The sequence below is a fragment of the Mycolicibacterium rutilum genome (genome assembly GCF_900108565.1).
Taxonomy (GTDB): domain Bacteria; phylum Actinomycetota; class Actinomycetes; order Mycobacteriales; family Mycobacteriaceae; genus Mycobacterium; species Mycobacterium rutilum.
Genome location: NZ_LT629971.1, coordinates 5,941,724 through 5,963,706, shown reverse-complemented (window position 1 = coordinate 5,963,706; position 21,983 = coordinate 5,941,724). Strand labels below are relative to the sequence as shown.

At 68.1% G+C, this 21,983-nt stretch carries 25 protein-coding genes; 20 read left to right on the top strand and 5 right to left on the bottom strand.

Annotation, left to right across the window (positions count from 1 at the left end):
• Positions 1-3 precede the first annotated feature (3 nt).
• Genes BLW81_RS29000 through BLW81_RS28990 form a run of 3 tightly spaced genes read left to right on the top strand, consistent with a single transcriptional unit; the run spans position 4 to position 4,657 of the window.
• Positions 4-1,521 carry a hypothetical protein gene (locus BLW81_RS29000; protein WP_083410208.1) on the top strand — a complete coding sequence of 506 codons (1,518 nt, stop codon included), beginning with the start codon at positions 4-6 and terminating at the stop codon, positions 1,519-1,521.
• Complete coding sequence (locus tag BLW81_RS28995; RefSeq protein ID WP_083410207.1) at positions 1,518-2,984, top strand: glycosyltransferase; 1,467 nt, start codon at positions 1,518-1,520, stop codon at positions 2,982-2,984. Before BLW81_RS29000 ends, BLW81_RS28995 begins: the two co-directional genes overlap by 4 nt.
• The gene (locus tag BLW81_RS28990) at positions 2,981-4,657 is read left to right on the top strand and encodes an ArnT family glycosyltransferase (RefSeq protein ID WP_083410206.1); all 1,677 of its coding nucleotides are present in this window, start codon (positions 2,981-2,983) and stop codon (positions 4,655-4,657) included. Before BLW81_RS28995 ends, BLW81_RS28990 begins: the two co-directional genes overlap by 4 nt.
• Here the strand turns inward: BLW81_RS28990 and BLW81_RS28985 are convergent.
• Positions 4,654-5,346 carry a TetR/AcrR family transcriptional regulator gene (locus tag BLW81_RS28985; RefSeq protein WP_083410205.1) on the bottom strand — a complete coding sequence of 231 codons (693 nt, stop codon included), beginning with the start codon at positions 5,344-5,346 and terminating at the stop codon, positions 4,654-4,656. The two genes, BLW81_RS28990 and BLW81_RS28985, sit on opposite strands and share 4 nt — an antisense overlap.
• Positions 5,347-5,403: 57 nt before the next feature.
• Here BLW81_RS28985 and BLW81_RS28980 point away from each other — a divergent pair, with 57 nt between their 5' ends.
• The 14 genes from BLW81_RS28980 (at position 5,404) to BLW81_RS28915 (ending at position 14,212) form a co-directional block, all read left to right on the top strand.
• Positions 5,404-6,168: a DUF2306 domain-containing protein gene (locus tag BLW81_RS28980; RefSeq protein WP_083410204.1), complete on the top strand. Its 765-nt coding sequence runs from the start codon at positions 5,404-5,406 to the stop codon at positions 6,166-6,168.
• Positions 6,125-8,476, top strand: a complete 2,352-nt coding sequence (locus tag BLW81_RS28975) for an arylsulfatase (protein WP_083410203.1) — start codon at positions 6,125-6,127, stop codon at positions 8,474-8,476. Before BLW81_RS28980 ends, BLW81_RS28975 begins: the two co-directional genes overlap by 44 nt.
• An 18-nt stretch (positions 8,477-8,494) precedes the next feature.
• The gene (locus BLW81_RS28970; RefSeq protein ID WP_083410202.1) at positions 8,495-9,193 is read left to right on the top strand and encodes a hypothetical protein; all 699 of its coding nucleotides are present in this window, start codon (positions 8,495-8,497) and stop codon (positions 9,191-9,193) included.
• A 334-nt stretch (positions 9,194-9,527) separates the two neighbouring features.
• Entirely contained in the window at positions 9,528-9,896 is a 369-nt protein-coding gene (gene rplN / locus BLW81_RS28965; protein ID WP_068246349.1) for a 50S ribosomal protein L14, read from the top strand.
• On the top strand, positions 9,897-10,217 hold the full coding sequence (rplX, locus tag BLW81_RS28960; RefSeq protein ID WP_083410201.1) for a 50S ribosomal protein L24: 321 nt from the start codon (positions 9,897-9,899) through the stop codon (positions 10,215-10,217). It abuts the gene before it with no gap.
• A gap of 1 nt (position 10,218) precedes the next feature.
• The gene (gene rplE, locus BLW81_RS28955) at positions 10,219-10,782 is read left to right on the top strand and encodes a 50S ribosomal protein L5 (protein ID WP_083410200.1); all 564 of its coding nucleotides are present in this window, start codon (positions 10,219-10,221) and stop codon (positions 10,780-10,782) included.
• Between the two features lie 3 nt (positions 10,783-10,785).
• Positions 10,786-10,971 (top strand): type Z 30S ribosomal protein S14, encoded by a 186-nt coding sequence (locus BLW81_RS28950; RefSeq protein WP_059101363.1) that lies wholly within the window; start codon positions 10,786-10,788, stop codon positions 10,969-10,971.
• 97 nt (positions 10,972-11,068) lie between these two features.
• Positions 11,069-11,467, top strand: coding sequence for a 30S ribosomal protein S8 (gene rpsH / locus BLW81_RS28945; RefSeq protein WP_083410199.1), 399 nt, complete (start codon positions 11,069-11,071; stop codon positions 11,465-11,467).
• Positions 11,468-11,488: 21 nt separating this feature from the next.
• Positions 11,489-12,028 carry a 50S ribosomal protein L6 gene (gene rplF, locus BLW81_RS28940; RefSeq protein ID WP_083410198.1) on the top strand — a complete coding sequence of 180 codons (540 nt, stop codon included), beginning with the start codon at positions 11,489-11,491 and terminating at the stop codon, positions 12,026-12,028.
• A complete protein-coding gene (gene rplR / locus BLW81_RS28935; protein ID WP_083410197.1) occupies positions 12,028-12,432 on the top strand; it encodes a 50S ribosomal protein L18 in 405 nt (134 codons plus the stop codon). The genes rplF and rplR overlap by 1 nt, the downstream gene beginning before the upstream one ends.
• 31 nt (positions 12,433-12,463) lie before the next feature.
• The gene (rpsE, locus tag BLW81_RS28930) at positions 12,464-13,129 is read left to right on the top strand and encodes a 30S ribosomal protein S5 (protein ID WP_173839692.1); all 666 of its coding nucleotides are present in this window, start codon (positions 12,464-12,466) and stop codon (positions 13,127-13,129) included.
• A gap of 2 nt (positions 13,130-13,131) precedes the next feature.
• The gene (gene rpmD, locus BLW81_RS28925; protein ID WP_083410195.1) at positions 13,132-13,314 is read left to right on the top strand and encodes a 50S ribosomal protein L30; all 183 of its coding nucleotides are present in this window, start codon (positions 13,132-13,134) and stop codon (positions 13,312-13,314) included.
• Positions 13,311-13,754, top strand: a complete 444-nt coding sequence (rplO, locus tag BLW81_RS28920; protein ID WP_083410194.1) for a 50S ribosomal protein L15 — start codon at positions 13,311-13,313, stop codon at positions 13,752-13,754. The genes rpmD and rplO overlap by 4 nt, the downstream gene beginning before the upstream one ends.
• 116 nt (positions 13,755-13,870) lie before the next feature.
• Positions 13,871-14,212 (top strand): DUF732 domain-containing protein, encoded by a 342-nt coding sequence (locus tag BLW81_RS28915; RefSeq protein ID WP_083410193.1) that lies wholly within the window; start codon positions 13,871-13,873, stop codon positions 14,210-14,212.
• A 52-nt stretch (positions 14,213-14,264) separates the two neighbouring features.
• On the opposite strand, the gene BLW81_RS28910 is transcribed toward BLW81_RS28915, so the two are convergent.
• Positions 14,265-15,212: an LLM class flavin-dependent oxidoreductase gene (locus BLW81_RS28910; RefSeq protein ID WP_083410885.1), complete on the bottom strand. Its 948-nt coding sequence runs from the start codon at positions 15,210-15,212 to the stop codon at positions 14,265-14,267.
• Positions 15,213-15,293: 81 nt separating this feature from the next.
• Here BLW81_RS28910 and sppA point away from each other — a divergent pair, with 81 nt between their 5' ends.
• A complete protein-coding gene (gene sppA / locus BLW81_RS28905) occupies positions 15,294-17,090 on the top strand; it encodes a signal peptide peptidase SppA (protein WP_083410192.1) in 1,797 nt (598 codons plus the stop codon).
• On the opposite strand, the gene BLW81_RS28900 is transcribed toward sppA, so the two are convergent.
• From BLW81_RS28900 to BLW81_RS28890, 3 genes are read right to left on the bottom strand one after another with little or no spacing between them, the layout of a single operon-like run.
• Entirely contained in the window at positions 17,087-17,986 is a 900-nt protein-coding gene (locus BLW81_RS28900) for a class I SAM-dependent methyltransferase (RefSeq protein WP_083410191.1), read from the bottom strand. The genes sppA and BLW81_RS28900 overlap by 4 nt on opposite strands.
• Positions 17,973-18,896 (bottom strand): SAM-dependent methyltransferase, encoded by a 924-nt coding sequence (locus tag BLW81_RS28895; protein ID WP_083410190.1) that lies wholly within the window; start codon positions 18,894-18,896, stop codon positions 17,973-17,975. Before BLW81_RS28895 ends, BLW81_RS28900 begins: the two co-directional genes overlap by 14 nt.
• Entirely contained in the window at positions 18,893-19,828 is a 936-nt protein-coding gene (locus BLW81_RS28890; RefSeq protein WP_083410189.1) for a class I SAM-dependent methyltransferase, read from the bottom strand. The genes BLW81_RS28895 and BLW81_RS28890 overlap by 4 nt, the downstream gene beginning before the upstream one ends.
• Before the next feature lie 266 nt (positions 19,829-20,094).
• On the opposite strand from BLW81_RS28890, the gene secY reads away from it, so the two are divergent.
• Both secY and BLW81_RS28880 read left to right on the top strand, forming a co-directional pair.
• A complete protein-coding gene (secY, locus tag BLW81_RS28885) occupies positions 20,095-21,435 on the top strand; it encodes a preprotein translocase subunit SecY (protein ID WP_083410188.1) in 1,341 nt (446 codons plus the stop codon).
• Positions 21,432-21,980 (top strand): adenylate kinase, encoded by a 549-nt coding sequence (locus BLW81_RS28880; RefSeq protein ID WP_083410187.1) that lies wholly within the window; start codon positions 21,432-21,434, stop codon positions 21,978-21,980. Before secY ends, BLW81_RS28880 begins: the two co-directional genes overlap by 4 nt.
• The last annotated feature ends 3 nt before the right edge of the window (positions 21,981-21,983 follow it).

The window sequence follows — 21,983 nt, the reverse complement described above, 5'->3', positions numbered from 1 at the left end:
ACGATGGCGGCGCCGACCCAGGCCGAACCGGAACCCCCCGCCGCGGCCCCGCCCCAGAAGGACCGCAGTTACACCCTCGCGCGCATCATCTTTCGATGGTCGTTCATCGGTGTCCTGACGGTGTTCGCGTTCTGGGACAGCTTCGGCAGCCTGGTGGAGACCACCCGCGGCAGCGGACTCAACGGCTACATCTGGATCATCCCGACCGCGGCGATCCTGGCCGCGCAGGGCGTCGCGCGCCAGCCGCGCACCGAGCTGCCGATCCACGACCGGCAGACCGACATCATCCTCGGCACGATGGGGTTGGTGTTCGCGCTGCTGCTGCACGGGGTGCTGTTGCAGCGGTACGCGCTGCACTTCCACCTGCTCCGGCTCGATTTCCTGGCGCTGTGGGTCTTCGTGCTCAGCTCCGCGATCATCCTGTTCGGGCTGCGACCGGTCAGCCGGTTCGTCTGGGTGTGGGCGCTCGCGGCGATGATCTTCGCGCTGCCGTACCACATCATGGTGATCTTGTTGGGCGGCAACCGAATTGCGGCTGGGGCGGCCACCCTGGTCATCGCGGCCACCGCCACGGGTATCGCGGTGAGCCGGTCCAGCCGGCGCGGCTGGATCGGCTACTTCTCGGCGTACGTCGTCGGTTTCGTCCTGCTCGCGATCATGGCGTGGTGGACCCCGTACGCCCCGGTGTGGGTGTATCAGGCGGTCCCGGCGCTGCTCTCGACGGCCATCGTCGGGCTGGCGATGTTCCTCATCGCGCGCCGCGGCGCGCCGAAGCGGCCGATGGACCGCAAGGTCGAACCGCTCGCCGCCGGCCAGATCGTGCGCGCCCTGCCGCTGGTACTTGTCGTGGCAATACTGCTCTCGCTCGTCAAACTGCCCGCCTGGACGAGTCCGCCCGCGCCCCAGTTCAACGGGCTGCAGATCTCGGGCCCGTTGAACCCGCCCGCCGGTTTCCACGTCGCCGACACCGAGATCTACCCGTGGGTGCAGCGCCTGTACGGCCGCATCTCGTACCTGACCCGGCAGCAGATGGTCGCCGACGCGGGAAACCCCGAGTGGGACAAGGACGCCAAGCCCAGGACCGTGATGGTCGACAACGTCATCACCGACCGGCCGTTCTCGTTCAACGTGTACCCCACCAAGGTGCTCTACGACGCGACCGCGACCCGGCTGAGCACACCGCGCCGGATCGACCTCGGCTACGGCGTCACCGGGGAGATGGTCTCCGTCGTCGACGACCACCTGATGGTCACCTGGAACATGCTGCAGTGGATGTGGCGCAACAGCGACCGCGCCCAACGCATCGTGTTGATCACCGTCGACAATCACGAGGACAGCGCGCCGTTCCCGGAGCCCAACGGCGCACTGCTGCCGACGCTGAGCACGCTGCTCACCGTGTTGTTCCGCGGCAACTCCGCCGTCAACGACGACAATCCCACGTTCAAGGATGTCGATCTGCTCACCACGTTCGGGCGCGGTATGGTCGCCGCCCAACTCCAACCTCTCGGCCGGCTGCAGTGACGTACACGATCGACACCCTGACCGACGAGCAACGCGACCACGCGCTGGACCGCTCGATCAACGGACTGCGCGACGACGATCCGCTGCGCTCGGCCGCCATCCCCGTGATGGGCTGGCAGAAGGGGTTTTTGGCGGTCGTCCTGCTCGCCGTGGTGGTGTTCGCGATCTGGCGCCCGATGCAGACCGGGGTGGCGATGATCGGGCTGTGCACCTTCGGCTACGTGCTGACGATGGCCGACCGGGTGATGATCTTCCGCCGCGGGCTGGCCGCGCGGCCGATCACCGTCACCGACGAGCAGGCCCGCGCGCTCACCGATGACGAGCTGCCGCCCTACACGATCCTGGTGCCCGCCTACAACGAACCAGAGGTGGTCGACGATCTCATCGGCGCGATGGCGCGTCTCGAGTACCCCAAGGACAAGCTGCAGGTCCTGCTGCTGCTCGAGGCCGACGACGATGTGACGATCGAAGCGGCGCGGCGCTGCAAGGAATCCGAGGCGATCACCATCCTGCTCGTGCCGCCCGCCGACCCGCGCACCAAACCCAAGGCCTGCAACTACGGGCTGCACTTCGCCACCGGTGACATCGTGACGATCTTCGACGCCGAGGACCTGCCCGAGCCCCTGCAGTTGCGCCGCGTGGTCGCCGCCTTCGCCGAACTACCCGACGACATCGCCTGCGTGCAGGCCAAACTCGCGTATCACAACGGCAGGCAGAACATGCTGACCGGATGGTTCACCGCCGAGTACGGGCTGTGGTTCGGGTATCTGCTGCCGGGCATGATGCGGACCGGCACGCCGATCCCATTGGGCGGCACCTCCAATCACCTCAAACGTTCGGTGCTCGACCACATCGGTGCATGGGATCCGCACAACGTCACCGAGGACGCCGATCTCGGCCTGCGCATCGCGGCGTCGGGTTATCACACGGCGGTGCTGGATTCGCAGACCCTCGAGGAGGCCAACAGCGACCCGATCAACTGGATCCGGCAGCGGTCCAGGTGGTACAAGGGCTACCTGCAGACCTGGCTGGTGCACATCCGCCGCCCGGTCAAGCTGCTGCGCACCATCGGGTTTCGCAGCTTCCTGCGGTTCAACCTGGTGCTGGCGGGCACCCCGATCATCGCGGTGCTCAACCTGGCGTTCTGGTTGATCACGATCCTGTGGTTCCTCGGGCAGCCGGCCGCGATCGGCGCGGTGTTCCCGTGGTTCATCTACTTCCCGGCGTTGATCGCGTTGATCCTGGGCAACTTCGCGACCCTGTACATGAACTTGATCGCGCTGCGCGAGGACGACCGCTCCGACCTGCTGGTGCCCGCGCTCACCGTGCCGCTGTTCTGGTTGATGATGAGCGTAGCCGCCGCCAAGGGCACCTACCAGCTGATTCGCAACCCGTCGTACTGGGAGAAGACCTTTCACGGGTTGAGCAGCCAACCGGACGAGGATCTGGACGCGACGCCATGACCGGGGTCTCGGACCATCGCCTCAAGGTGGTGGCGTTCACGGCGTCGTTTCTGGTGTACGTCGCCGTCGGTTACTGGCTGCAGGTCGACAACGGGTTCATCCTGGGCGACGCGCTGTCGCGGGTGTCCGCCGCGCAGAGCGTGTTGTTCAGCCGCGACCCGCATCTGGCCGCGATCGGGTTCATCTTCACGCCGCTGACCGCGATGCTGCAGATACCCGCGGTGCTGCTCAGCCCGCTGTGGCCGGATCTGACCGCGCGCGCGTTCGCGGGGTCGATCATGTCGGCGGTGTTCATGGCCGGGTGCGTGGTGCAGGTGCTGAGCATGGGCACCGACCGGAAACTGCCGCGCGCCTACATCATCGCGATCACGGTGCTGTTCGCGCTCAATCCGATGATCGTGTTCTACGGCTCCAACGGGATGAGCGAGGCGCCGTTCCTGTTCTTCATCACCTGGGCCGTGCGGCGGCTGACCATGTGGATGATCGACGACGACGTCCACCACCTGATCGCGGCGGGCGGGATCGCGATGGCACTGTCCTACCTCACCCGCTACGACGCGGTGGCGTGCATCGCGGCCGCCGGGGTCATCGTCGGCGTCACCACCTACCGACGGGCCCGCAAGGCGCCGCGGCTGCGCCGCGCCCTGTTGGACCTGCTGCTGGTCAGCGGACCGGGTCTGGCGTCGTTCCTGGGGTGGGCGGTGGCCAGCTGGCTGATTACCGGCGAACCCTTCGCGCAGTTCACGTCCCAGTACGGCAACGCCGCGATCCTGCAGCAATCCGGCACTCCGACCGTCGATTTCGGTGGCGGCGTGGTGTTCGCGGCCACCTGCGTGATGCTGCTGGCGCCGACGTTGATCCCGCTGGCGATCTGGGCGGGGATCCTCCGGCTGCGCAGGCCCTACTGGCCGACGCTGATCATCCCGCTCGCGCTCTACGGCGGCGTGCTGGCGTTTCAGGCCTACAGCTACGCTTCCGGGTCGACGTTCCCGTTTCTGCGGTTCTACATCGCGGCGATCCCGTTCGCGGCGTGCCTGGCGATGCTGGCGGTGCCCGAACGCGGTTACGTGACCTTCAAGCGGCCGGGCCGGCACGCACCGCCCGCGCCGGCGGAGCCGCCACGGCGCCGCGGGTGGCCCGCCTACGCGCCGGTCGCGGTGGTCTTCGCCGTCACCGTCCCGGCCGCGGCGTGGGGGATGAGCCTGCCGAAGTACGCGCCGCAGGAGTACGCGTCGGCCGCGGTGCTGGCGCCCGACCCCGGCGACGTCTCCGACCGGCGGGCCGTCGAACGGCGGGTGGCGGCAACGTTTTCCACCGAGCGCGAGATCGCCCGCTACCTCGACGGTCTCGGTTTGCCGGACAGCTCGGTGATCACCGACACGGTCTACGGGTTCGCGGTGGTGGCGGCCTCGACACGGCCGAAGACCTTCGTCGTGCCGTCGGACCCGGACTTCACCGCGCTGCTCAACGACCCGGTGGGCCAGGGCGTCGAGTACCTGCTCTCCGTGCCGCCGACCGGTCGCGGTGTCTCCGATGCGCTCAACGTGCGGTATCCGACGCTCTACGACAACGGCGCCGACATCGCGACGCTGGAGCTCGAGATCCCCAACGACGGTGACAGTCAACCGAATTGGCGGCTGTACCGGGTCAACGAGCCCGTGCCGGAAAGCTAGCGGGCAGCCCTGGTGGCGATGCCGCCGAGCAGCTGACCCAGGCCGGCGCGGAACTCGGCCAGCGGATCGCCGTCCGCGCGGTCGAAGACGCCGGCACGCAGCGCGGTGGCAACCGCCGGGAAGCGGTCCTCCTCGACGAGCCGGCGCAGCAGCGCCGGATACTCCGGCCAGTCGGTGTTGGCGGCCTCGAGGTCCAGGGCGGCCGCGCCGCGGGTGAAGTGCAGGACGGCCATCACCGCGGCGAGCTTGTCGCGCTCGGTGAGACCGGTCCGTTCGAGTGCCGCGAGTCCCGCGTCCAACCAGGCCAGCTGCCCGGGGTCCGCGGGCGGCCCGGCGGCGCCCGCCTGCAGGATCCAGGGATGCCGGTGGTACACCTCCCATAAACCGAAGGCCCAATCCGTCAGCGCCGCAGTCCAATTGGCCGGGTCGATAGACGGGGGCGCGCCGACCGCCTCGGACAGCATGAAGGTCAGCAGCTCGTCCTTGTTCGCGACGTGTCGATACAGCGACATGGTCCCGCATCCGAGGCGGTCGGCGAGCCGGGCCATCGACAGCGCGGCCAGGCCGGCCTCGTCGGCCAGGTCGACGGCCGTGCGCACGATCCGGTCCCTGCTCAACCCGGCCGATCGGCCGGAGCCCGCGGGCTCGCGCCAGAGGATCTCCAGCGCGCGGGGGAGTGGTTCGCTCATCGCCGCCGAGCCTAGCCCACTGGGCGGTTGCGTGCGTATGGCGTACGCTTTGTGCGTATGACATACGCAATGCGCTGGGCCGCCGCTCTGGCCGTGGTGGTGGGCGGCTTTCTCGCCTACTCGCTGCCGCCCTACCTCACCGGCGGGACCCGGGTCCCTGCCACGTTCGCGTGGCATTACCCGCTGCTGGTCGGGCACGTAGCGCTCGGCAGCATCGCGACGGTCGCCGCCGTCGTGCAGATCTGGCCCGGGCTGCGCGCCCGCCACCGGGTGCTGCATCGCCGCTCCGGACGCGTCTACGTCGTAACCGCTGTGCCGGCCGCGCTCTCGGCGGTGGTCATCGGCGCCTTGACCCCGTTCGGCCCGCTGCTCGCGGTGAGCAACGTCGTCCTCGCGGTGCTGTGGCTGTGGTTCACAGTCGCCGGCTACCGCGCCATCCGCTCTGGTCGGGTGTCCGATCACCGCCGGCACATGGTGCGCAGCGCGACGCTCGCGCTGTCGATCATCACCAACCGCATCTGGGCGCCGGTGCTGTTCATGATGTGCTATCCGCTGCGCGACAGCATCTTTGGCGGCAACGAGGAGCATTACCTGTGGTTCGTGGCCGGCCTGGGTGGCTGGCTGGGGTGGCTCGTGCCGCTGACCGCCGTGCAGTGGTGGCTGAACAGGCGCCCGGTTAACTGCATCGTCGTCAATTCGTCAGCTCGCGGCGACGAGACCGGTGTAGATTGCGGGCCAAGATCAGGTCAACGGCGACGCGCGTCAGGACGAGGACGGTATGGCAACCGAATTCAACGGCAAGATCGAACTGGACATCCGTGACTCGGAACCGGACTGGGGACCCTACGCGGCGCCGACCGCCCCCGAGGGTGCGCCCAACGTGCTGTATCTCGTGTGGGACGACATCGGCATCGCCACCTGGGACTGCTTCGGTGGGCTGGTCGAGATGCCGACGATGAGCCGCATCGCTGAGCGCGGAGTGCGGCTGTCGCAGTTCCACACCACCGCGCTGTGCTCACCGACGCGCGCGTCGCTGCTGACCGGCCGCAACCCGACCACCGTCGGCATGGCGACCATCGAGGAATTCACCGACGGCTTCCCGGGTTTCAACGGCCGCATCCCGTTCGACACCGCCCTGCTGCCGGAGGTGCTGGCCGAAAACGGTTACAACACTTACTGCATCGGCAAGTGGCACCTGACGCCGATCGAGGAATCCAACCTCGCTTCCACGAAACGGCACTGGCCGCTGTCACGGGGCTTCGAGCGGTTCTACGGGTTCATGGGCGGGGAGACCGACCAGTGGTATCCGGAACTGGTCTACGACAACCACCCGGTTGCTCCGCCGGCGTCGCCGGAGGACGGATACCACCTGTCGTCGGACCTTGCGGACAAGACGATCGAATTCATCCGCGACGCGAAGGTGATCGCGCCGGACAAGCCCTGGTTCTCCTACGTCTGCCCCGGCGCCGGACACGCACCGCACCACGTCTTCAAGGACTGGGCCGACCGCTACGCGGGCACGTTCGACATGGGCTACGAGCGGTATCGCGAGATCGTGCTGGAGAACCAGAAGAAACTCGGCATCGTCCCGCCCGACACTCAGCTGTCAGAGGTCAACCCCTACCGGGATGTGCAGGGGCCCAACGGAGAACCCTGGCCGCAGCAGGACACCGTGCGGCCCTGGGACTCGCTGAGCGACGAGGAGCAGCGGCTGTTCGCCCGGATGGCCGAGGTGTTCGCCGGTTTCCTGTCCTACACCGACGCCCAGATCGGCCGCGTCATCGACTATCTCGAGGAATCCGGCCAGCTGGACAACACGATCATCGTCGTGATCTCCGACAACGGCGCCAGCGGCGAAGGCGGGCCGAACGGCTCGGTGAACGAGGTGAAGTTCTTCAACGGATACATCGACACCGTCGAGGAGAGCCTCAAGCTGATCGACAACCTCGGCGGCCCCGAAACCTACAACCACTATCCGATCGGCTGGGCGATGGCGTTCAACACGCCCTACAAGCTCTACAAGCGCTACGCCTCGCACGAGGGCGGCATCGCCGATCCCGCGATCATCAGCTGGCCCAACGGCATTGCCGCTCACGGTGAGGTGCGCGACAACTACGTCAACGTCTGCGACGTCACTCCGACGGTGTACGAGCTGCTGGGCATCACCCCGCCCGAAACGGTGCGCGGCGTCCCGCAGAAGCCGCTGGACGGGGTGAGTTTCAAAGCTGCGCTGGAGGATTCGTCGGCGCAGACCGACAAACACACGCAGTTCTACACGATGCTCGGTACCCGCGGGATCTGGCACGACGGCTGGTTCGCCAGCGCCGTGCACGCCGCGTCGCCGGCGGGCTGGTCGCACTTCGACAAGGATCGCTGGGAACTGTTCCGCATCGAGGCCGACCGCAGCCAGTGCCACGACCTCGCTGCCGAGCACCCGGACAAACTCGAAGAACTCAAGGCGCTGTGGTTCGCCGAGGCCGAACGCTACAACGGGCTGCCGCTGGGCGACCTCAACATGCTCGAGACGCTCGGGCGGTGGCGTCCCCATCTGGCGGGGGACCGCGACTCGTACACGTACTACCCGGGCACGGCCGACCTCGGTGCCGGCGCATCGGTCGAACTGCAGGGCCGGTCGTTCGCGCTCATCGCCGAGGTGACCATCGACAGCCCCGGCGCCGAGGGTGTGGTCATCAAACACGGCGGCGCCCACGGCGGGCACGTGCTGTTCTGCCAGGACGGCCGGCTGCACTACGTGTACAACTTCCTCGGCGAGGAGGAGCAGACGCTGTCGTCGTCGGAAGCGGTCCCGTTGGGCAAGCACACCTTCGGCGTCGCGTTCCAGCGCACCGGGACGGCGGAGGGCAGCCACACGCCCGTCGGCGACACCGCGCTCTACATCGACGACCAGCAGGTCGCGACGCTGTCCGGAATGCGCACGCTGCCCGCCACATTCGGGCTCGCGTCGGCGGCGCTCAGTGTCGGGCGCAACACCGGATCGCCCGTCTCGCGCGCGTACAAGGCGCCGTTCCCGTTCACCGGCGGCACGATCGCGAAGGTGAACGTCGACGTCTCCGGCAAGCCCTACGTCGACGTCGAAAAGGAGTTCGCGCGAGCTTTCGCGAGGGACTGAAACTACCTGGAGGGCAGAGTGATTCGGGTTGCGCTGACGTGCGCGGCGATCGGGTGCGCCGTGCTGTCGGCGTGCGCGAACACCGTGGCGGGGACGCCGGTCGCCGGGCAGGGTGTCATCGCGGGAAGCGCGGCGCCGTCGTCGAGTGCACGCCCGATCCCGGGACCGCCGGCCGTCGTCGAAGCCGGCGAGCAACCGGGCGTCGTCCCCACCGCGGCCCCTGCGCCCGCCGGCGCCACCTGTGCGCCCGACGAACCGCCGCCGGTCGGCGTCACCGCGTCCATCGACGACCCCGCGGCGCCCAAGATCACGGTGGCGCTGCCGACCGGCTGGTCGACCAGTGCGGGTGACGGGGACGTGGGCGCGCGGCTGACCGGTCCCGACGGGGAGACCGCGACGGTCACCATCCGGCGCACGCCGCTGGATCCCGGTGCGGCGTTCGAGCAGTACGCCGATGACGCGCTGGGCGCCTCCACGGTGAGCAGCGTCAGCGTGCTGCCCGGCGACCTGTGCGGCTACAGCGGTCAGAAACTGCTCGGATCCTGGTCGGAGTCGCCGCAGCGGGCCGTCACGTTCGGCGACCGGATCGCCCACATTCCCACCGGTGAGACGGCCTATCTGGTCGCGGTGCACGTGGAGGCGCCGGTGCGCACCTCTGACTTCGACCCGCTGACCTCGCCGTTGCTCGACGACTTCTCCGTCGCGATACCCTCCTGACCTGCACTTTTGGCGCGATCGTGCGGGTTGGCGCACGACAGGCCGCCGAGAATCCTGCGAGCGTGCATGAGATGCCGGAAATCCGCGGCGTGTCGTGGGCAGACCCGCACGCTCGCGGAACGGGCCGAGTGATTTGGCTTCCTGCAGGTCGTCCCATAGACTCAAGCAGTTGCCTTGGGCAGACCTCGGCCGGCCGCGTGCGGCAGGCCCCGCGTGCTCTTCGGTGACAGCAAGACCGCGCACGTCCAGGTCGGAATCTGGCGTGCATACAGAAACCAGGTCGTCCCGGTGGGGCAGGAGCGCCAGCGACCCGGGGCTAGGTTGAGGAGATCGAGTGATTCAGCAGGAATCGCGGCTGAAGGTCGCCGACAACACGGGTGCCAAGGAGATCTTGTGCATCCGCGTGCTCGGCGGCTCGTCGCGGCGCTATGCCGGCATCGGCGATGTCATCGTGGCGACCGTCAAGGACGCCATCCCGGGCGGCAACGTCAAACGGGGCGATGTGGTCAAGGCCGTCATCGTGCGCACCGTCAAGGAGCGCCGCCGCGCCGACGGCAGCTACATCAAGTTCGACGAGAACGCCGCCGTCATCATCAAGGCCGACAACGACCCGCGCGGCACGCGCATCTTCGGGCCGGTCGGCCGGGAACTGCGCGAGAAGCGCTTCATGAAGATCGTCTCGCTCGCTCCGGAGGTGTTGTAGATGAAGGTCCACAAGGGCGACACGGTTCTGGTCATCTCCGGTAAGGACAAGGGCGCCAAGGGCAAGGTGCTGGTCGCCTACCCGACCCGCAACAAGGTCCTCGTCGAGGGCGTGAACCGGATCAAGAAGCACACCGCGGTGTCGAGCAACGAACGCGGCGCACAGTCCGGCGGCATCGTCACCCAGGAGGCGCCGATCGACGTCTCCAACGTGATGGTCGTCGACTCCGACGGCAAGCCCACCCGCGTCGGCTTCCGCATTGACGATGAGACCGGCAAGAAGGTCCGCATCGCCAAGACCAACGGCAAGGACATCAACTGACATGACTACAGCTGAAAAGACTCTGCCGCGCCTGAAGCAGCGCTACCGCGAAGAGATCCGCGACGCCCTGCTCAAGGAGTTCGGCTACGCCAACGTCATGCAGATCCCCGGCGTGGTCAAGGTCGTCGTCAACATGGGCGTCGGCGACGCCGCCCGCGACGCGAAGCTGATCAACGGTGCGGTCAACGACCTCGCGCTGATCACCGGCCAGAAGCCGGAGATCCGCCGGGCGCGTAAGTCCATCGCGCAGTTCAAGCTTCGCGAGGGCATGCCCATCGGCGCCCGCGTCACGCTGCGCGGCGACCGGATGTGGGAGTTCCTCGACCGGCTGATCTCCATCGCGCTGCCGCGTATCCGCGACTTCCGCGGCCTGTCGCCCAAGCAGTTCGACGGGACCGGCAACTACACCTTCGGGCTCACCGAACAGTCGGTGTTCCACGAGATCGACGTGGACTCCATCGACCGTCCCCGTGGCATGGACATCACTGTCGTCACCTCGGCGACGACCGACGACGAAGGACGAGCGCTGCTGCGGGCGCTGGGCTTTCCGTTCAAGGAGAACTGAGTAATGGCAAAGAAGGCACTGGTCAACAAGGCCAACAAGAAGCCGAAGTTCAAGGTGCGCGCCTACACCCGCTGCCAGCGCTGCGGACGCCCGCACGCTGTGTTCCGCAAGTTCGGCCTGTGCCGGATCTGCCTGCGCGAAATGGCGCACGCGGGCGAACTGCCCGGTGTGCAGAAGAGCAGCTGGTAATCCAGCCCAACCGACCAGACCAACCAAACAGGTTGCGGCAGGCCCGACTCCAGGCTTTGGAGCTGGGAACCACCGCGAGAAAGGTGAGCCGGCTGTCATGACCATGACGGACCCGATCGCAGACTTCTTGACACGTCTGCGCAACGCCAATTCGGCGTACCACGATGAGGTGACGCTGCCCCACTCCAAGATCAAGGCCAACATCGCCGAGATCTTGAAGAAAGAGGGCTACATCTCCGACTACCGCACCGAGGATGCTCGCGTCGGCAAGTCGCTCGTCGTGCAACTGAAGTACGGCCCCAGCCGCGAGCGGAGCATCGCCGGCCTGCGCCGCGTGTCCAAGCCCGGTCTGCGGGTGTACGCGAAATCCACCAACCTGCCGCGGGTTCTCGGCGGCCTCGGCGTGGCGATCATCTCCACGTCGTCCGGCCTCCGGACCGACCGCCAGGCAGCCCAAGAGGGCGTGGGCGGCGAAGTCCTCGCGTACGTGTGGTAGGCGAGAGGGAGAGCTAGAGATATGTCGCGTATTGGAAAGCAGCCGGTCGCGGTCCCCAGCGGGGTCGACGTCTCGATCACCGGTCAGAACGTGTCGGTCAAGGGGCCCAAGGGCACCCTGGAACTCGCGGTGGCAGAGCCGATCCGGGTGGCGCGTGACGACGACGGCGCCATCGTGGTGACGCGTCCCAACGACGAGCGGCGCAGCCGTTCGCTGCACGGGTTGTCGCGCACGCTGGTGGCCAACCTCATCACCGGTGTCACCGAGGGCTACACCACCAAGATGGAGATCTTCGGCGTCGGTTACCGCGTCCAGCTCAAGGGCTCCAACCTGGAGTTCGCGCTGGGCTACAGCCACCCGGTCGTCATCACGGCGCCCGAGGGTGTCACGTTCGCGGTCGAGACGCCGACGAAGTTCTCGATCTCCGGCATCGACAAGCAAAAGGTCGGCCAGGTCGCGGCCAACATCCGCCGCCTCCGTAAGAGCGATCCCTACAAGGGCAAGGGCATTCGCTACGAGGGTGAGCAGATCCGCCGCAAGGTCGGAAAGACAGGTAAGTAATGGCTGCAAAGACTGAGTCCCCAGCGCGGAAGGCCGTGGGCCAGAACATCTCCGAGACCCGGCGGGTCTCGCGGTTGCGTCGGCACGCCCGGCTCCGCAAGAAGATCTCCGGCACGGCCGAGGTGCCGCGCCTGGTGGTCAACCGTTCGTCGCGGCACATCCACGTGCAGCTGGTGAACGACCTCAACGGCACCACGGTGGCGGCCGCGTCCTCGATCGAGGCCGACGTGCGTGCGGTCGACGGTGACAAGAAAGCCCAGAGCGTGCGGGTCGGTCAGCTGATCGCCGAGCGCGCAAAGGCCGCAGGCATCGACTCCGTCGTGTTCGACCGCGGTGGGTACACCTACGGCGGACGGATCGCGGCGCTGGCCGACGCGGCGCGCGAAGGCGGGCTGAAATTCTGATGACCATGACTTTCAACGGAAGGACTGCATGATGGCCGAACAGGCAACTGCCGGCGGCCCCCCGGACAGCCGTGGCTCGCGCGATGACCGCGGCGGGCGTGGCCGGCGCGACGACCGCGGCGGCCGTGGCGGCCGCGACGGCGGCGACAAGAGCAACTACCTCGAGCGCGTCGTCTCGATCAACCGCGTCTCCAAGGTGGTCAAGGGTGGCCGCCGGTTCAGCTTCACCGCGCTGGTGATCGTCGGCGACGGCAACGGCATGGTCGGCGTCGGCTACGGCAAGGCCAAGGAAGTTCCGGCCGCCATCGCCAAGGGCGTCGAGGAAGCACGCAAGAACTTCTTCCGGGTTCCGCTGATCGGCGGCACCATCACCCACCCGGTGCAGGGCGAAGCCGCCGCCGGTGTCGTGATGCTGCGTCCGGCCAGCCCCGGTACCGGTGTGATCGCCGGTGGCGCCGCCCGTGCGGTGCTGGAGTGCGCAGGCGTGCACGACATCCTGGCCAAGTCGCTGGGCAGCGACAACGCGATCAACGTGGTGCACGCCACCGTTGCCGCGCTGAAGCTGCTGCAGCGTCCCGAAGAGGTTGCGGCCCGGCGTGGGCTGCCGATCGAGGATGTCGCGCCTGCCGGCATGCTGCGGGCGCGGCGGGAGGCCGAGGCGCTCGCCGCGTCGGCCGCACGTGAAGGGTCTTCGTAACCATGGCAGAGCTGAAAATCACCCAGGTGCGCAGCACCATCGGTGCGCGCTGGAAGCAGCGGGAGAGCCTGCGGTCGTTGGGACTGCGCAAGATCCGCCAGTCCGTCGTCCGTGAGGACAACGCGCAGACGCGCGGGCTCATCAACACTGTGCATCACCTCGTCGAGGTGGAGGAAGTCAAATGAGCGTCATCAAACTGCACGACCTGAAGCCGGCCCCCGGCTCGAAGACCGCCAAGACCCGCGTCGGTCGCGGCGAGGGCTCGAAGGGCAAGACCGCCGGTCGCGGTACCAAGGGCACCAAGGCCCGCAAGAACGTCCCGGTGATGTTCGAGGGCGGCCAGATGCCGATCCACATGCGGCTGCCCAAGCTCAAGGGCTTCCGTAACCGGTTCCGTACCGAGTACGAGGTGGTCAACGTCGGCGACATCAACAAGCTGTTCCCGAACGGCGGCGATGTGGGTGTCGACGAGCTGGTGGCCGCCGGTGCGGTGCGCAAGAACACGCTGGTGAAGGTTCTCGGTGACGGCAAGATCTCCGTCAAGGTGAACGTCACCGCGCACAAGTTCAGCGGCAGCGCACGCGAGAAGATCACCGCTGCGGGCGGGTCTGCGACCGAGGTCTAGACCGCCGCGCCGAGAGCCCCTGCCGTGTCCCGGTGGGGGCTCTTGTGTTCGGCCGAGTAACACCGTTCCCGACCCACCCGATCTACAGTGCGCAGGCGCAATATTCAGGAGCACACATGACCTTCCTCCGCCGGCTCACCGTCGTGGCCGTGGCCGCCGGTCTGGCGGTGTCCGCGGGCACGGCGACCGCCCACGCCCAGGACGACGACGCGCGGTTCGCCGATCAGGTCGCGGCGCTGCAGATCCCGGTCGGCGACGTCGACCTGCCCGCCCTCGGGCACGGCATCTGCGACATGCTCACCACCGGGCTCGCCGGCAGCGTGAACCCGGTGCCCGTGGTCCGCGGGGTGATCAACCGGCTGTCCACCAGCGGCATGAGCCGCGGGGAGGCGGCGGGGCTGATGCGCGCGGCCGTCGCGGTCTACTGCCCGCAGCACTCCCGCTTCATGGGCCGCTAGTCTTCCTTGCGCCGAGCGTACGGTTCTGTACGTAAACGCCGAGACGACGCGCTCACAAGCGTGCGCTCGGCGAATCGGAAAGCTGCGGGATGACCTCGGCGGCCAGGCGTTCCATCTGTTCGCGGTCCTCGGCGACGTTCTCGCCGACGGGGTTGAGGAGCACCGTCTGCGCGCCGGCGTCGATGACCTCGCGCAGTCCCCGCACGACGTCGGCGGGCGTGCCCGCCACCGGCACCGTCTCGATGCCCGCCATCGAACCATAGATGCGCCGCAGACCGGCCAGCACCCGTTCGCGGGCGCGCGCAGCGTCGTCGTCGACCATCAGGTATACCCGCTTGCCGATCGGGAATCGCGTTGCGTCCTTGCCTTGTTCGTCGAGTTCGCGTCGCACCGTCTGCACGGCGGCGGTGAACTGGGCGGTGCTCGACGAACCGGCACCCAGAAACGCGTCACCCAGCCGCACCGCCCGGGCGATGGCGCGAGGAGCGTTGGCGCCGAACCAGATCGGCGGATGCGGCCGCTGCACCGGCTTGGGCTGGATCGGCAGCGCCTCGACGTCGCGGAAGCGGCCGTGAAACGTCACCTTCGGTTCGTCGGACCACGCGGCCTTCATCAACGCCAGGCCTTCGGTGAAGTTGGCGACGAACGTGTCGGCGTCGACTCCGAAGGCGGCGAACTTGCGGGTGCCGCCGCCGGGCGCGACGCCGAGGTCGAGGCGGCCGTGGCTGAGCTGATCGACCGCCGTCACCGCCGACGCCAGCTGCAGCGGATCGTGCAGCGACGTCACCAGCACCGCGACCCCGAGGCGCAGGCGTTCGGTGTGTGCGGCCGCCCAGGACAACAGCTCCAGCGGCGCCACCAACGGCGACGGGCCGATGGTCTGCTCCAGCGTCCAGACGCCCTCGAAACCGAGTTCCTCGGCGCGGATCAGATAGTCGCGGGTGCCCGCGGCGTCGAAACCGTCGGCGACCCGCTGGGGCAACGAGATGGAGAACCTCACCGGACCACCGTAGGCGCGTTCGCTGTGCCCGGTCCTCGCCGACGCCGAGGAGTCGGTGTGAACCGTCGGTAGGCTCGCTGCATGTTCGCTTTCCTGCCCGGCATCCCCGGTCCCGACGACCTGCGCGCGCTGGTGCGCCGCGTCGACACCGCCCGGCACCACGGTGTGCCCGACGGCTGCGTGCTCGAACTCGACCTGCAGGCGGTGCCCAACGAGACCGGTGGGTTCGACCCGTTCGCGCTGCTGACCGGCGCCGGCCGTCCGCTGCTGCTGCGTGAGGCCGTCGCCGCGATCCACCGGGCCGCCGAGGACCCGAGGGTCGCCGGGCTCATCGCGAAGGTGCAGATCCCCGCCGCGTCCGCCGGTCCGGTGCAGGAGTTGCGGTCGGCCATCGCGGCGTTCAGCGACGCCAAACCGTCGCTGGCATGGGCCGAGACCTACCCGGGCACGCTGTCGTACTACCTGGCGTCGGCGTTCCGTGAGGTGTGGATGCAACCGTCGGGCACGGTCGGGCTGATCGGGTTCGCCACCAACGCGCTGTTCCTGCGCGACGCGCTGGACAAGGCCGGCATCGAGGCGCAGTTCATCGCGCGCGGCGAATACAAGTCGGCGGCAAACCTTTTCACCCAGGACCGCTACACCGACGCGCACCGCGAGGCCGACGAGCGGTTGATCACCAGCCTGCACGCCCAGGTGCTCGAGGCCGTCGCCGAGTCGCGGCACATCGCGCCGGAGGAGGTCGACGCGCTCGCCGACAAGGCGCCGCTGCTGCGCGACGACGCCGTCGCCGGCCGCCTGATCGACCGCATCGGTTTCCGCGACGAGGCGTACGCACGGATCGCCGAACTCGCGGGCGCCCCCGTCGGCACGTCCGACACCTTCGACGCGGACTCCGACGACGCGCCGCCCCGGCTGTACCTGTCGCGGTACGCCAAGGCCGCCGCCGACCGCCCTTCGCCGCCGATGCCGTCGCTGCCGGGACGCAAGGGCAAGCCGACGATCGCGGTGGTGACGCTGCACGGTCCGATCGTCAGCGGCCGGGGCGGGCCGCAGCCGCTGCCGCTGGGCAGTTCGAGTGCCGGCGGTGACACCATCGCCGCGGCGCTGCGTGAGGCGGCCGCCGACGACGACGTGTCGGCGATCGTGTTGCGGGTGGACAGCCCCGGCGGATCGGTCACCGGATCGGAAACCGTTTGGCGCGAGGTCAATCGGATCCGCGCCAAGGGCAAGAAGGTGGTCGCGTCGATGGGCGCGGTCGCCGCGTCGGGTGGCTACTACGTGTCGATGAGCGCCGACGAGATCGTCGCCAATCCCGGCACCATCACCGGGTCGATCGGTGTGGTGACGGGCAAGCTGGTCGCCCGCGAGCTCAAGGACCGGTTGGGCGTCGGCTCCGACGCGGTGCGCACCAACCCGAACGCCGACGCCTGGTCGGCCAACGCGCCGTTCACCGACGAGCAGCACGCGCACGTCGAAGCTGAGGCCGATCTGTTCTACACCGACTTCATCGAGCGGGTGGCCGAGGGACGCGACATGAGCGTCGCCGACGTCGACGCCATCGCGCGCGGCCGGGTGTGGACGGGCGCCGATGCCCGCGAGCGTGGGCTCGTCGACCATCTCGGTGGTCTGCGCACCGCGGTGACGCGGGCCAAGGTGCTGTCCGGTCTGGAGCCCGACGCCGAGGTCCGCATCGTGAACTATCCGGGGTCGTCCTTGATGGACCGGTTGCGGCCCAAGCCGTCGTCGCAGCCGGCGGCCGCGTCGCTGCCGGATGCGCTCGGCGCGCTGTTCGGCCGGTCGATCGCGCAGATGGTCGGCCACGCCGAGCGGTCGCTCACCGGGGTGAGCGCACTGTGGCTGGGGGACTACCGCTTCTAGCGCTTCACCGCCGACAGGTAGGACATGTCGCTGAACAAGCCGATCGTGGTGCTCTCGTCGAACGTGAAACCGTTGGCGGCGTAGGCGTCCGGCATCTTCTGCGTCGTGACGTCCCAACCGCGCGCGCTCAGATAGTCGACGACGTCGTTGCGCTCGCCGTGGTAGATCAGCTCACCCATCTCGATGTCGTGGCCGTAGGCCTTCAGCCGTGCGGCGATCTCCTGCGACCGCTCGTCGGCGAACATGCTGACGTCGGGGATGTGCTCGCAGGCCACCCGGCTGCCCGCCGCGCTGAGCTCGTCGATCCGATCGAACAACAGGTCCTGCGCCTCCGGCGGCAGATAGATCAGCAGCCCCTCGGCGATCCAGGCGGTGGGCTGGGTTGGGTCGAACCCGCTGTCCAGCAGCACCTTCGGCCAGTCGTCGCGCAGGTCGACCGCCAGCGCGCGACGGTCCGCCGTCGGCTCGGCGCCCAACTGGGCCAGCGTCTGGGTCTTGAACGCGATGACCTCCGGCTGGTCCAGTTCGAACACCGTCGTCCCGGCAGGCCACGGCAACCGGTACGCGCGCGCGTCGAGGCCGGACGCCAGGATCACCGCCTGCCGTACACCGTCGCGCGCGGCGTCGGCGAACAAGCCGTCGAAGTGGCGCGTGCGCACCGCCATGCCCTCGGCCGCGCGGCGGGTGTTGAAGCGCGGGTCGATGTCGTCGAGGTTCACCTCGCCGTCGAGTGCGCGGACGAAGAAATCCAGTCCGACCGCCCGTACCAACGGTTCGGCGTACGGGTCGTCGATCAGCCCTTCGCGCGTACTGAGCACACGCTGCGCGGCGACCATGGTCGCGGTCGATCCGACACTGGAGGCCAGATCCCAGGTGTCGTTGTCAGTGCGGGCCATCCTGATCCTCCTGTCGGGTCGCGATGATCGCGAGGGAATCACGCATGGGGGCAAGCAGATCGCTGTCGGGGAACTCGCGCGCGTACTGGGTGTACAGCTCGGGCCGCTTCCTGGTCGACACCTGCCACCCCCGCTCTTCCAGATAGTCGGCGACGTGGTGGCGCTCGCCGGGGTAGAACAGGTCGGCGATGTCGACGTGGGCGCCATCGTCGCCGAGTTGCCGGCTGATCGCCTTGCTGCGCTGGCCGATGGTGGCGGCCGCGTCCGGGTGGTATTCGGTCGCGACCCTGCTGCCCGCGGCGCTGAGTGCGGTGATGTCGTCGAACAGCCGGTCCTGCGCATCGGGCGGCAGGTAGATCAACAACCCCTCGACACTCCACGCCGTCGGCTGCGTCGGGTCTAAACCGCTGTCGCGCAACGCTTTCGGCCAGTCGTCCCGCAGGTCGACACCGACCGTGCGCAGCTCGGCGACCGGCGCGGCGCCCAGCGACGACATCGTCGTGGTCTTGAACTCGATGACCTGCGGCTGGTCGATCTCGTAGACGATGGTGCCGTCCGGCCACGGCAGCCGGTACGAGCGGGAGTCGAGCCCGGACGCCAAGATCACCGCCTGCCGCACACCGGCCGCCGCCGCCGCCATGAAGAAGTCGTCGAAGAACCGGGTCCGCACCGCGATCAGCTCGGCCATGAAGTCGGCCCCCGCGCCGTCGATGTCCTTGATCTCGACGTCGCCGTCCACCAGACGCGTGAAGAACTCCACGCCGACCGCGCGCACCAGGGGAGCGGCGAACGGGTCGTCGAACAGCGGGTCCGGCTCGCGGCTGGCCAGCGCGCGGGCCGCGGCGACCATCGTCGCCGTGGAGCCCACGCTGGTGGCCGGGTCCCAGCTGTCCGAGTCCGTGCGGGTCATGACCCGAGTATCCCGGTGACGTACTGGAGCTCGGCGAAGTTGCCGAGCTCGTCGTCCTCGGGCAGCGGCGGCCGGCCGTTGGCGACCAGCAACTCCTGCACGGTGCGCCGGGTGAGCTGCCAGCCGCGGTCTTCGAGGTAGGTACCCGCCTCGTTGCGCTCGCCGAGATAAACCAGCTCGGCGAAGTCGAGATCGAAGCCGTGCTCGCGCCACCGCTGCGAGGCCTCCTGCATCCGGGCGATGGCTTTGTCGCGATCGGCCTCGTCGATCGCGGTCGGCCCGCTCTCGACGGCGACCCGGCTGCCCGGTGCACTCAGCTGGGAGATGGTGTCGAGCAGCTTGTCCTGCGCGTCCGGCGGCAGGTAGCCGAGCAGTCCCTCGGCGCTCCACGCCGTCGGCTGAGCCGGGTCGAAGCCCGCTGCCGTCAACGCCGCGGGCCAGTCGTAGCGCAGGTCGATCGCGACGGTGCGCAGTTCGGCGGTCGGCTTGGCGCCCAGCCCGGCCAGCGTCGTCGTCTTGAACTCGATCACCTCGGGCTGGTCGATCTCGTAGACGGTCGTCCCGGCCGGCCAGGACAGCCGGTACGCGCGGGCGTCGAGGCCTGACGCGAGGATCACGGCCTGGCGGATGCCCGCGCGGCCGGCCTCGGTGAAGAACTCGTCGAAGAACCGCGTCCGCACGGCCATGTTGTCGGTCATCCGGGCCATGCCCATCGATGCGTTATCGGTGTCGAGGTCCTCGATCTTGAGCTCCCCGGACGCCAGCCGGGTGAAGAAGTCCACCCCGACCGCGCGCACCAGCGGCTCGGCGTAGGGATCGGAGATCAGGGCGTCCTCGCCGATGCTTGCGACCGCGCGAGCCGCCGCGACCATGGTCGCCGTGGCTCCCACGCTCGAGGCGAGGTCCCAGGTGTCGTTGTCCGTGCGTGCCATTCCCAGCTCCTGTCCATCATTACTTAGGGCATATAACGAGATGGGTGCCACGGTATGTTCCCGTGCTGGGAAGGCCCTGTGAGCGCGGAGCATTTGGCGGGATGCGGAGCTACTGGGCCCCAACTGTTACTCTCGTAGACTGTTTGGCGGGTAACTCTGCAGGCTGCGCGCTTGACGGGGGTCCGCACACGACTTAACCACGACGCTGGTCGAATCCAGCCCCATTCGCACGCCGCGATCGACACCCCGGCTGCGCAGGAGGAAGAGTGCTCTCGGCTTTCATCTCTTCACTCAGGACTGTCGACCTGAGAAAGAAGATCCTGTTCACGTTGGGGATCGTGATCCTTTATCGGGCCGGGGCCTCGATCCCGTCACCGGGGGTCAACTACCCGAACGTGCAGGAGTGCATCGCCGAGGTCACCGGCGGTGAATCAGGACAGCTCTACTCGCTGATCAACCTGTTCTCCGGCGGGGCGCTGCTGCAGCTGTCGATCTTCGCGGTGGGCGTGATGCCCTACATCACCGCGAGCATCATCGTGCAGCTGCTGACCGTGGTGATCCCGCGCTTCGAGCAGCTGCGCAAGGAGGGGCAGGCCGGTCAGGCCAAGATGACGCAGTACACGCGTTATCTGGCGATCGCGCTGGCCATCCTGCAGAGCACCAGCATCGTGGCGCTGGCCGCCAACGGTGGGTTGCTGCAGGGCTGCTCGCTCGAGATCATCCAGGGCCAGGACGCCGGGCTGAACATCTTCACCCTGGTCGTGATGGTGCTCGTGATGACCGCCGGCGCGGCGCTGGTGATGTGGATGGGCGAGCTGGTCACCGAGCGCGGCATCGGCAACGGCATGTCGCTGATCATCTTCGCCAGCATCGCCTCGGCGATGCCCGGTGAGGGGCAGGCGATCCTCGACAGCCGCGGCGGGCTGGTGTTCGCGCTGGTCTGCGCCGGCGCCCTGGCGATCATCGTCGGCGTGGTGTTCGTCGAGCAGGGCCAGCGCCGCATCCCGGTGCAGTACGCCAAACGCATGGTCGGCCGCAAGATGTACGGCGGCACGTCGACGTATCTGCCGCTGAAGGTGAACCAGGCCGGCGTCATCCCGGTGATCTTCGCGTCGTCGCTGATCTACATCCCGCACCTGATCACGCAGCTGATCCAGAGTGGGAGCTCGAACCCCGGCGAGACGAACTGGTGGACCCGCTTCGTCGCGGAGTATCTGACGGACCCGAGCAGCCCGGTCTACATCGGGGTGTACTTCGGCCTGATCGTGTTCTTCACGTACTTCTATGTGTCGATCACCTTCAACCCCGACGAACGCGCCGACGAGATGAAGAAGTTCGGTGGCTTCATCCCCGGTATCCGTCCGGGTAAGCCGACCGCCGACTATCTGCGCTACGTGTTGAGCCGCATCACCCTGCCGGGCTCGATCTACCTCGGTGTCATCGCGGTGCTGCCCAACCTGTTCCTCACCGTCGGCAGCGGCGGGCCGGTGCAGAACCTGCCGTTCGGCGGCGTCGGCGTGCTGATCATGGTCGGTGTCGGCCTGGACACGGTCAAGCAGATCGAGAGCCAGCTGATGCAACGCAACTACGAAGGATTCCTGAAGTGAGACTCGTTCTGCTCGGACCCCCCGGCGCCGGTAAGGGCACACAGGCCCAGAAGCTCTCCGAGAAGCTCGGGATCCCGCAGATCTCCACCGGCGATCTGTTCCGGCAGAACATCGGCGACGGCACCCCGCTCGGGGTGGAGGCCAAGCGCTACCTCGACGCCGGCGACCTGGTGCCCTCCGAGCTGACCAACAAGCTCGTCGAAGACCGTATCGCCCAGGCCGACGCCGCCGACGGCTTCATCCTCGACGGCTACCCCCGCTCGGTAGAGCAGGCCAAGGCCCTCGACGAGATGCTCAAGCAGCACGCCACCAAGCTCGACGCGGTGCTGGAGTTCAAGGTCTCCGAGGATGAGCTGTTCAAGCGGCTCAAGGCCCGCGGCCGTGAGGACGACACCGAAGACGTGATCCGCAACCGGATGCAGGTCTACCGCGACGAGACCTATCCGCTGCTCGAGTACTACAGCCACAACAACCTGCAGCAGGTCGACGCGGTGGGCACCCTGGACGAGGTGTTCGCGCGCGCGCTGCAGGCGCTCGGCAAGTAATTC

Bases quoted from the DNA above. Each gene is read 5' to 3' on its own strand.
- rpsE (WP_173839692.1), top strand. From the start codon at position 12,464: ATGGCCGAACAGGCAACTGCCGGCGGCCCCCCGGACAGCCGTGGCTCG.
- BLW81_RS28990 (WP_083410206.1), top strand. From the start codon at position 2,981: ATGACCGGGGTCTCGGACCATCGCCTCAAGGTGGTGGCGTTCACGGCG.
- sppA (WP_083410192.1), top strand. From the start codon at position 15,294: ATGTTCGCTTTCCTGCCCGGCATCCCCGGTCCCGACGACCTGCGCGCG.
- rplX (WP_083410201.1), top strand. From the start codon at position 9,897: ATGAAGGTCCACAAGGGCGACACGGTTCTGGTCATCTCCGGTAAGGAC.
- rplR (WP_083410197.1), top strand. From the start codon at position 12,028: ATGGCTGCAAAGACTGAGTCCCCAGCGCGGAAGGCCGTGGGCCAGAAC.
- BLW81_RS28890 (WP_083410189.1), bottom strand. From the start codon at position 19,828: ATGGCACGCACGGACAACGACACCTGGGACCTCGCCTCGAGCGTGGGA.
- rplE (WP_083410200.1), top strand. From the start codon at position 10,219: ATGACTACAGCTGAAAAGACTCTGCCGCGCCTGAAGCAGCGCTACCGC.
- BLW81_RS28980 (WP_083410204.1), top strand. From the start codon at position 5,404: ATGACATACGCAATGCGCTGGGCCGCCGCTCTGGCCGTGGTGGTGGGC.
- BLW81_RS28950 (WP_059101363.1), top strand. From the start codon at position 10,786: ATGGCAAAGAAGGCACTGGTCAACAAGGCCAACAAGAAGCCGAAGTTC.
- rpmD (WP_083410195.1), top strand. From the start codon at position 13,132: ATGGCAGAGCTGAAAATCACCCAGGTGCGCAGCACCATCGGTGCGCGC.
- rplO (WP_083410194.1), top strand. From the start codon at position 13,311: ATGAGCGTCATCAAACTGCACGACCTGAAGCCGGCCCCCGGCTCGAAG.
- BLW81_RS28975 (WP_083410203.1), top strand. From the start codon at position 6,125: ATGGCAACCGAATTCAACGGCAAGATCGAACTGGACATCCGTGACTCG.
- rplF (WP_083410198.1), top strand. From the start codon at position 11,489: ATGTCGCGTATTGGAAAGCAGCCGGTCGCGGTCCCCAGCGGGGTCGAC.
- rpsH (WP_083410199.1), top strand. From the start codon at position 11,069: ATGACCATGACGGACCCGATCGCAGACTTCTTGACACGTCTGCGCAAC.
- BLW81_RS29000 (WP_083410208.1), top strand. From the start codon at position 4: ATGGCGGCGCCGACCCAGGCCGAACCGGAACCCCCCGCCGCGGCCCCG.
- BLW81_RS28985 (WP_083410205.1), bottom strand. From the start codon at position 5,346: ATGAGCGAACCACTCCCCCGCGCGCTGGAGATCCTCTGGCGCGAGCCC.
- BLW81_RS28915 (WP_083410193.1), top strand. From the start codon at position 13,871: ATGACCTTCCTCCGCCGGCTCACCGTCGTGGCCGTGGCCGCCGGTCTG.
- BLW81_RS28895 (WP_083410190.1), bottom strand. From the start codon at position 18,896: ATGACCCGCACGGACTCGGACAGCTGGGACCCGGCCACCAGCGTGGGC.
- BLW81_RS28900 (WP_083410191.1), bottom strand. From the start codon at position 17,986: ATGGCCCGCACTGACAACGACACCTGGGATCTGGCCTCCAGTGTCGGA.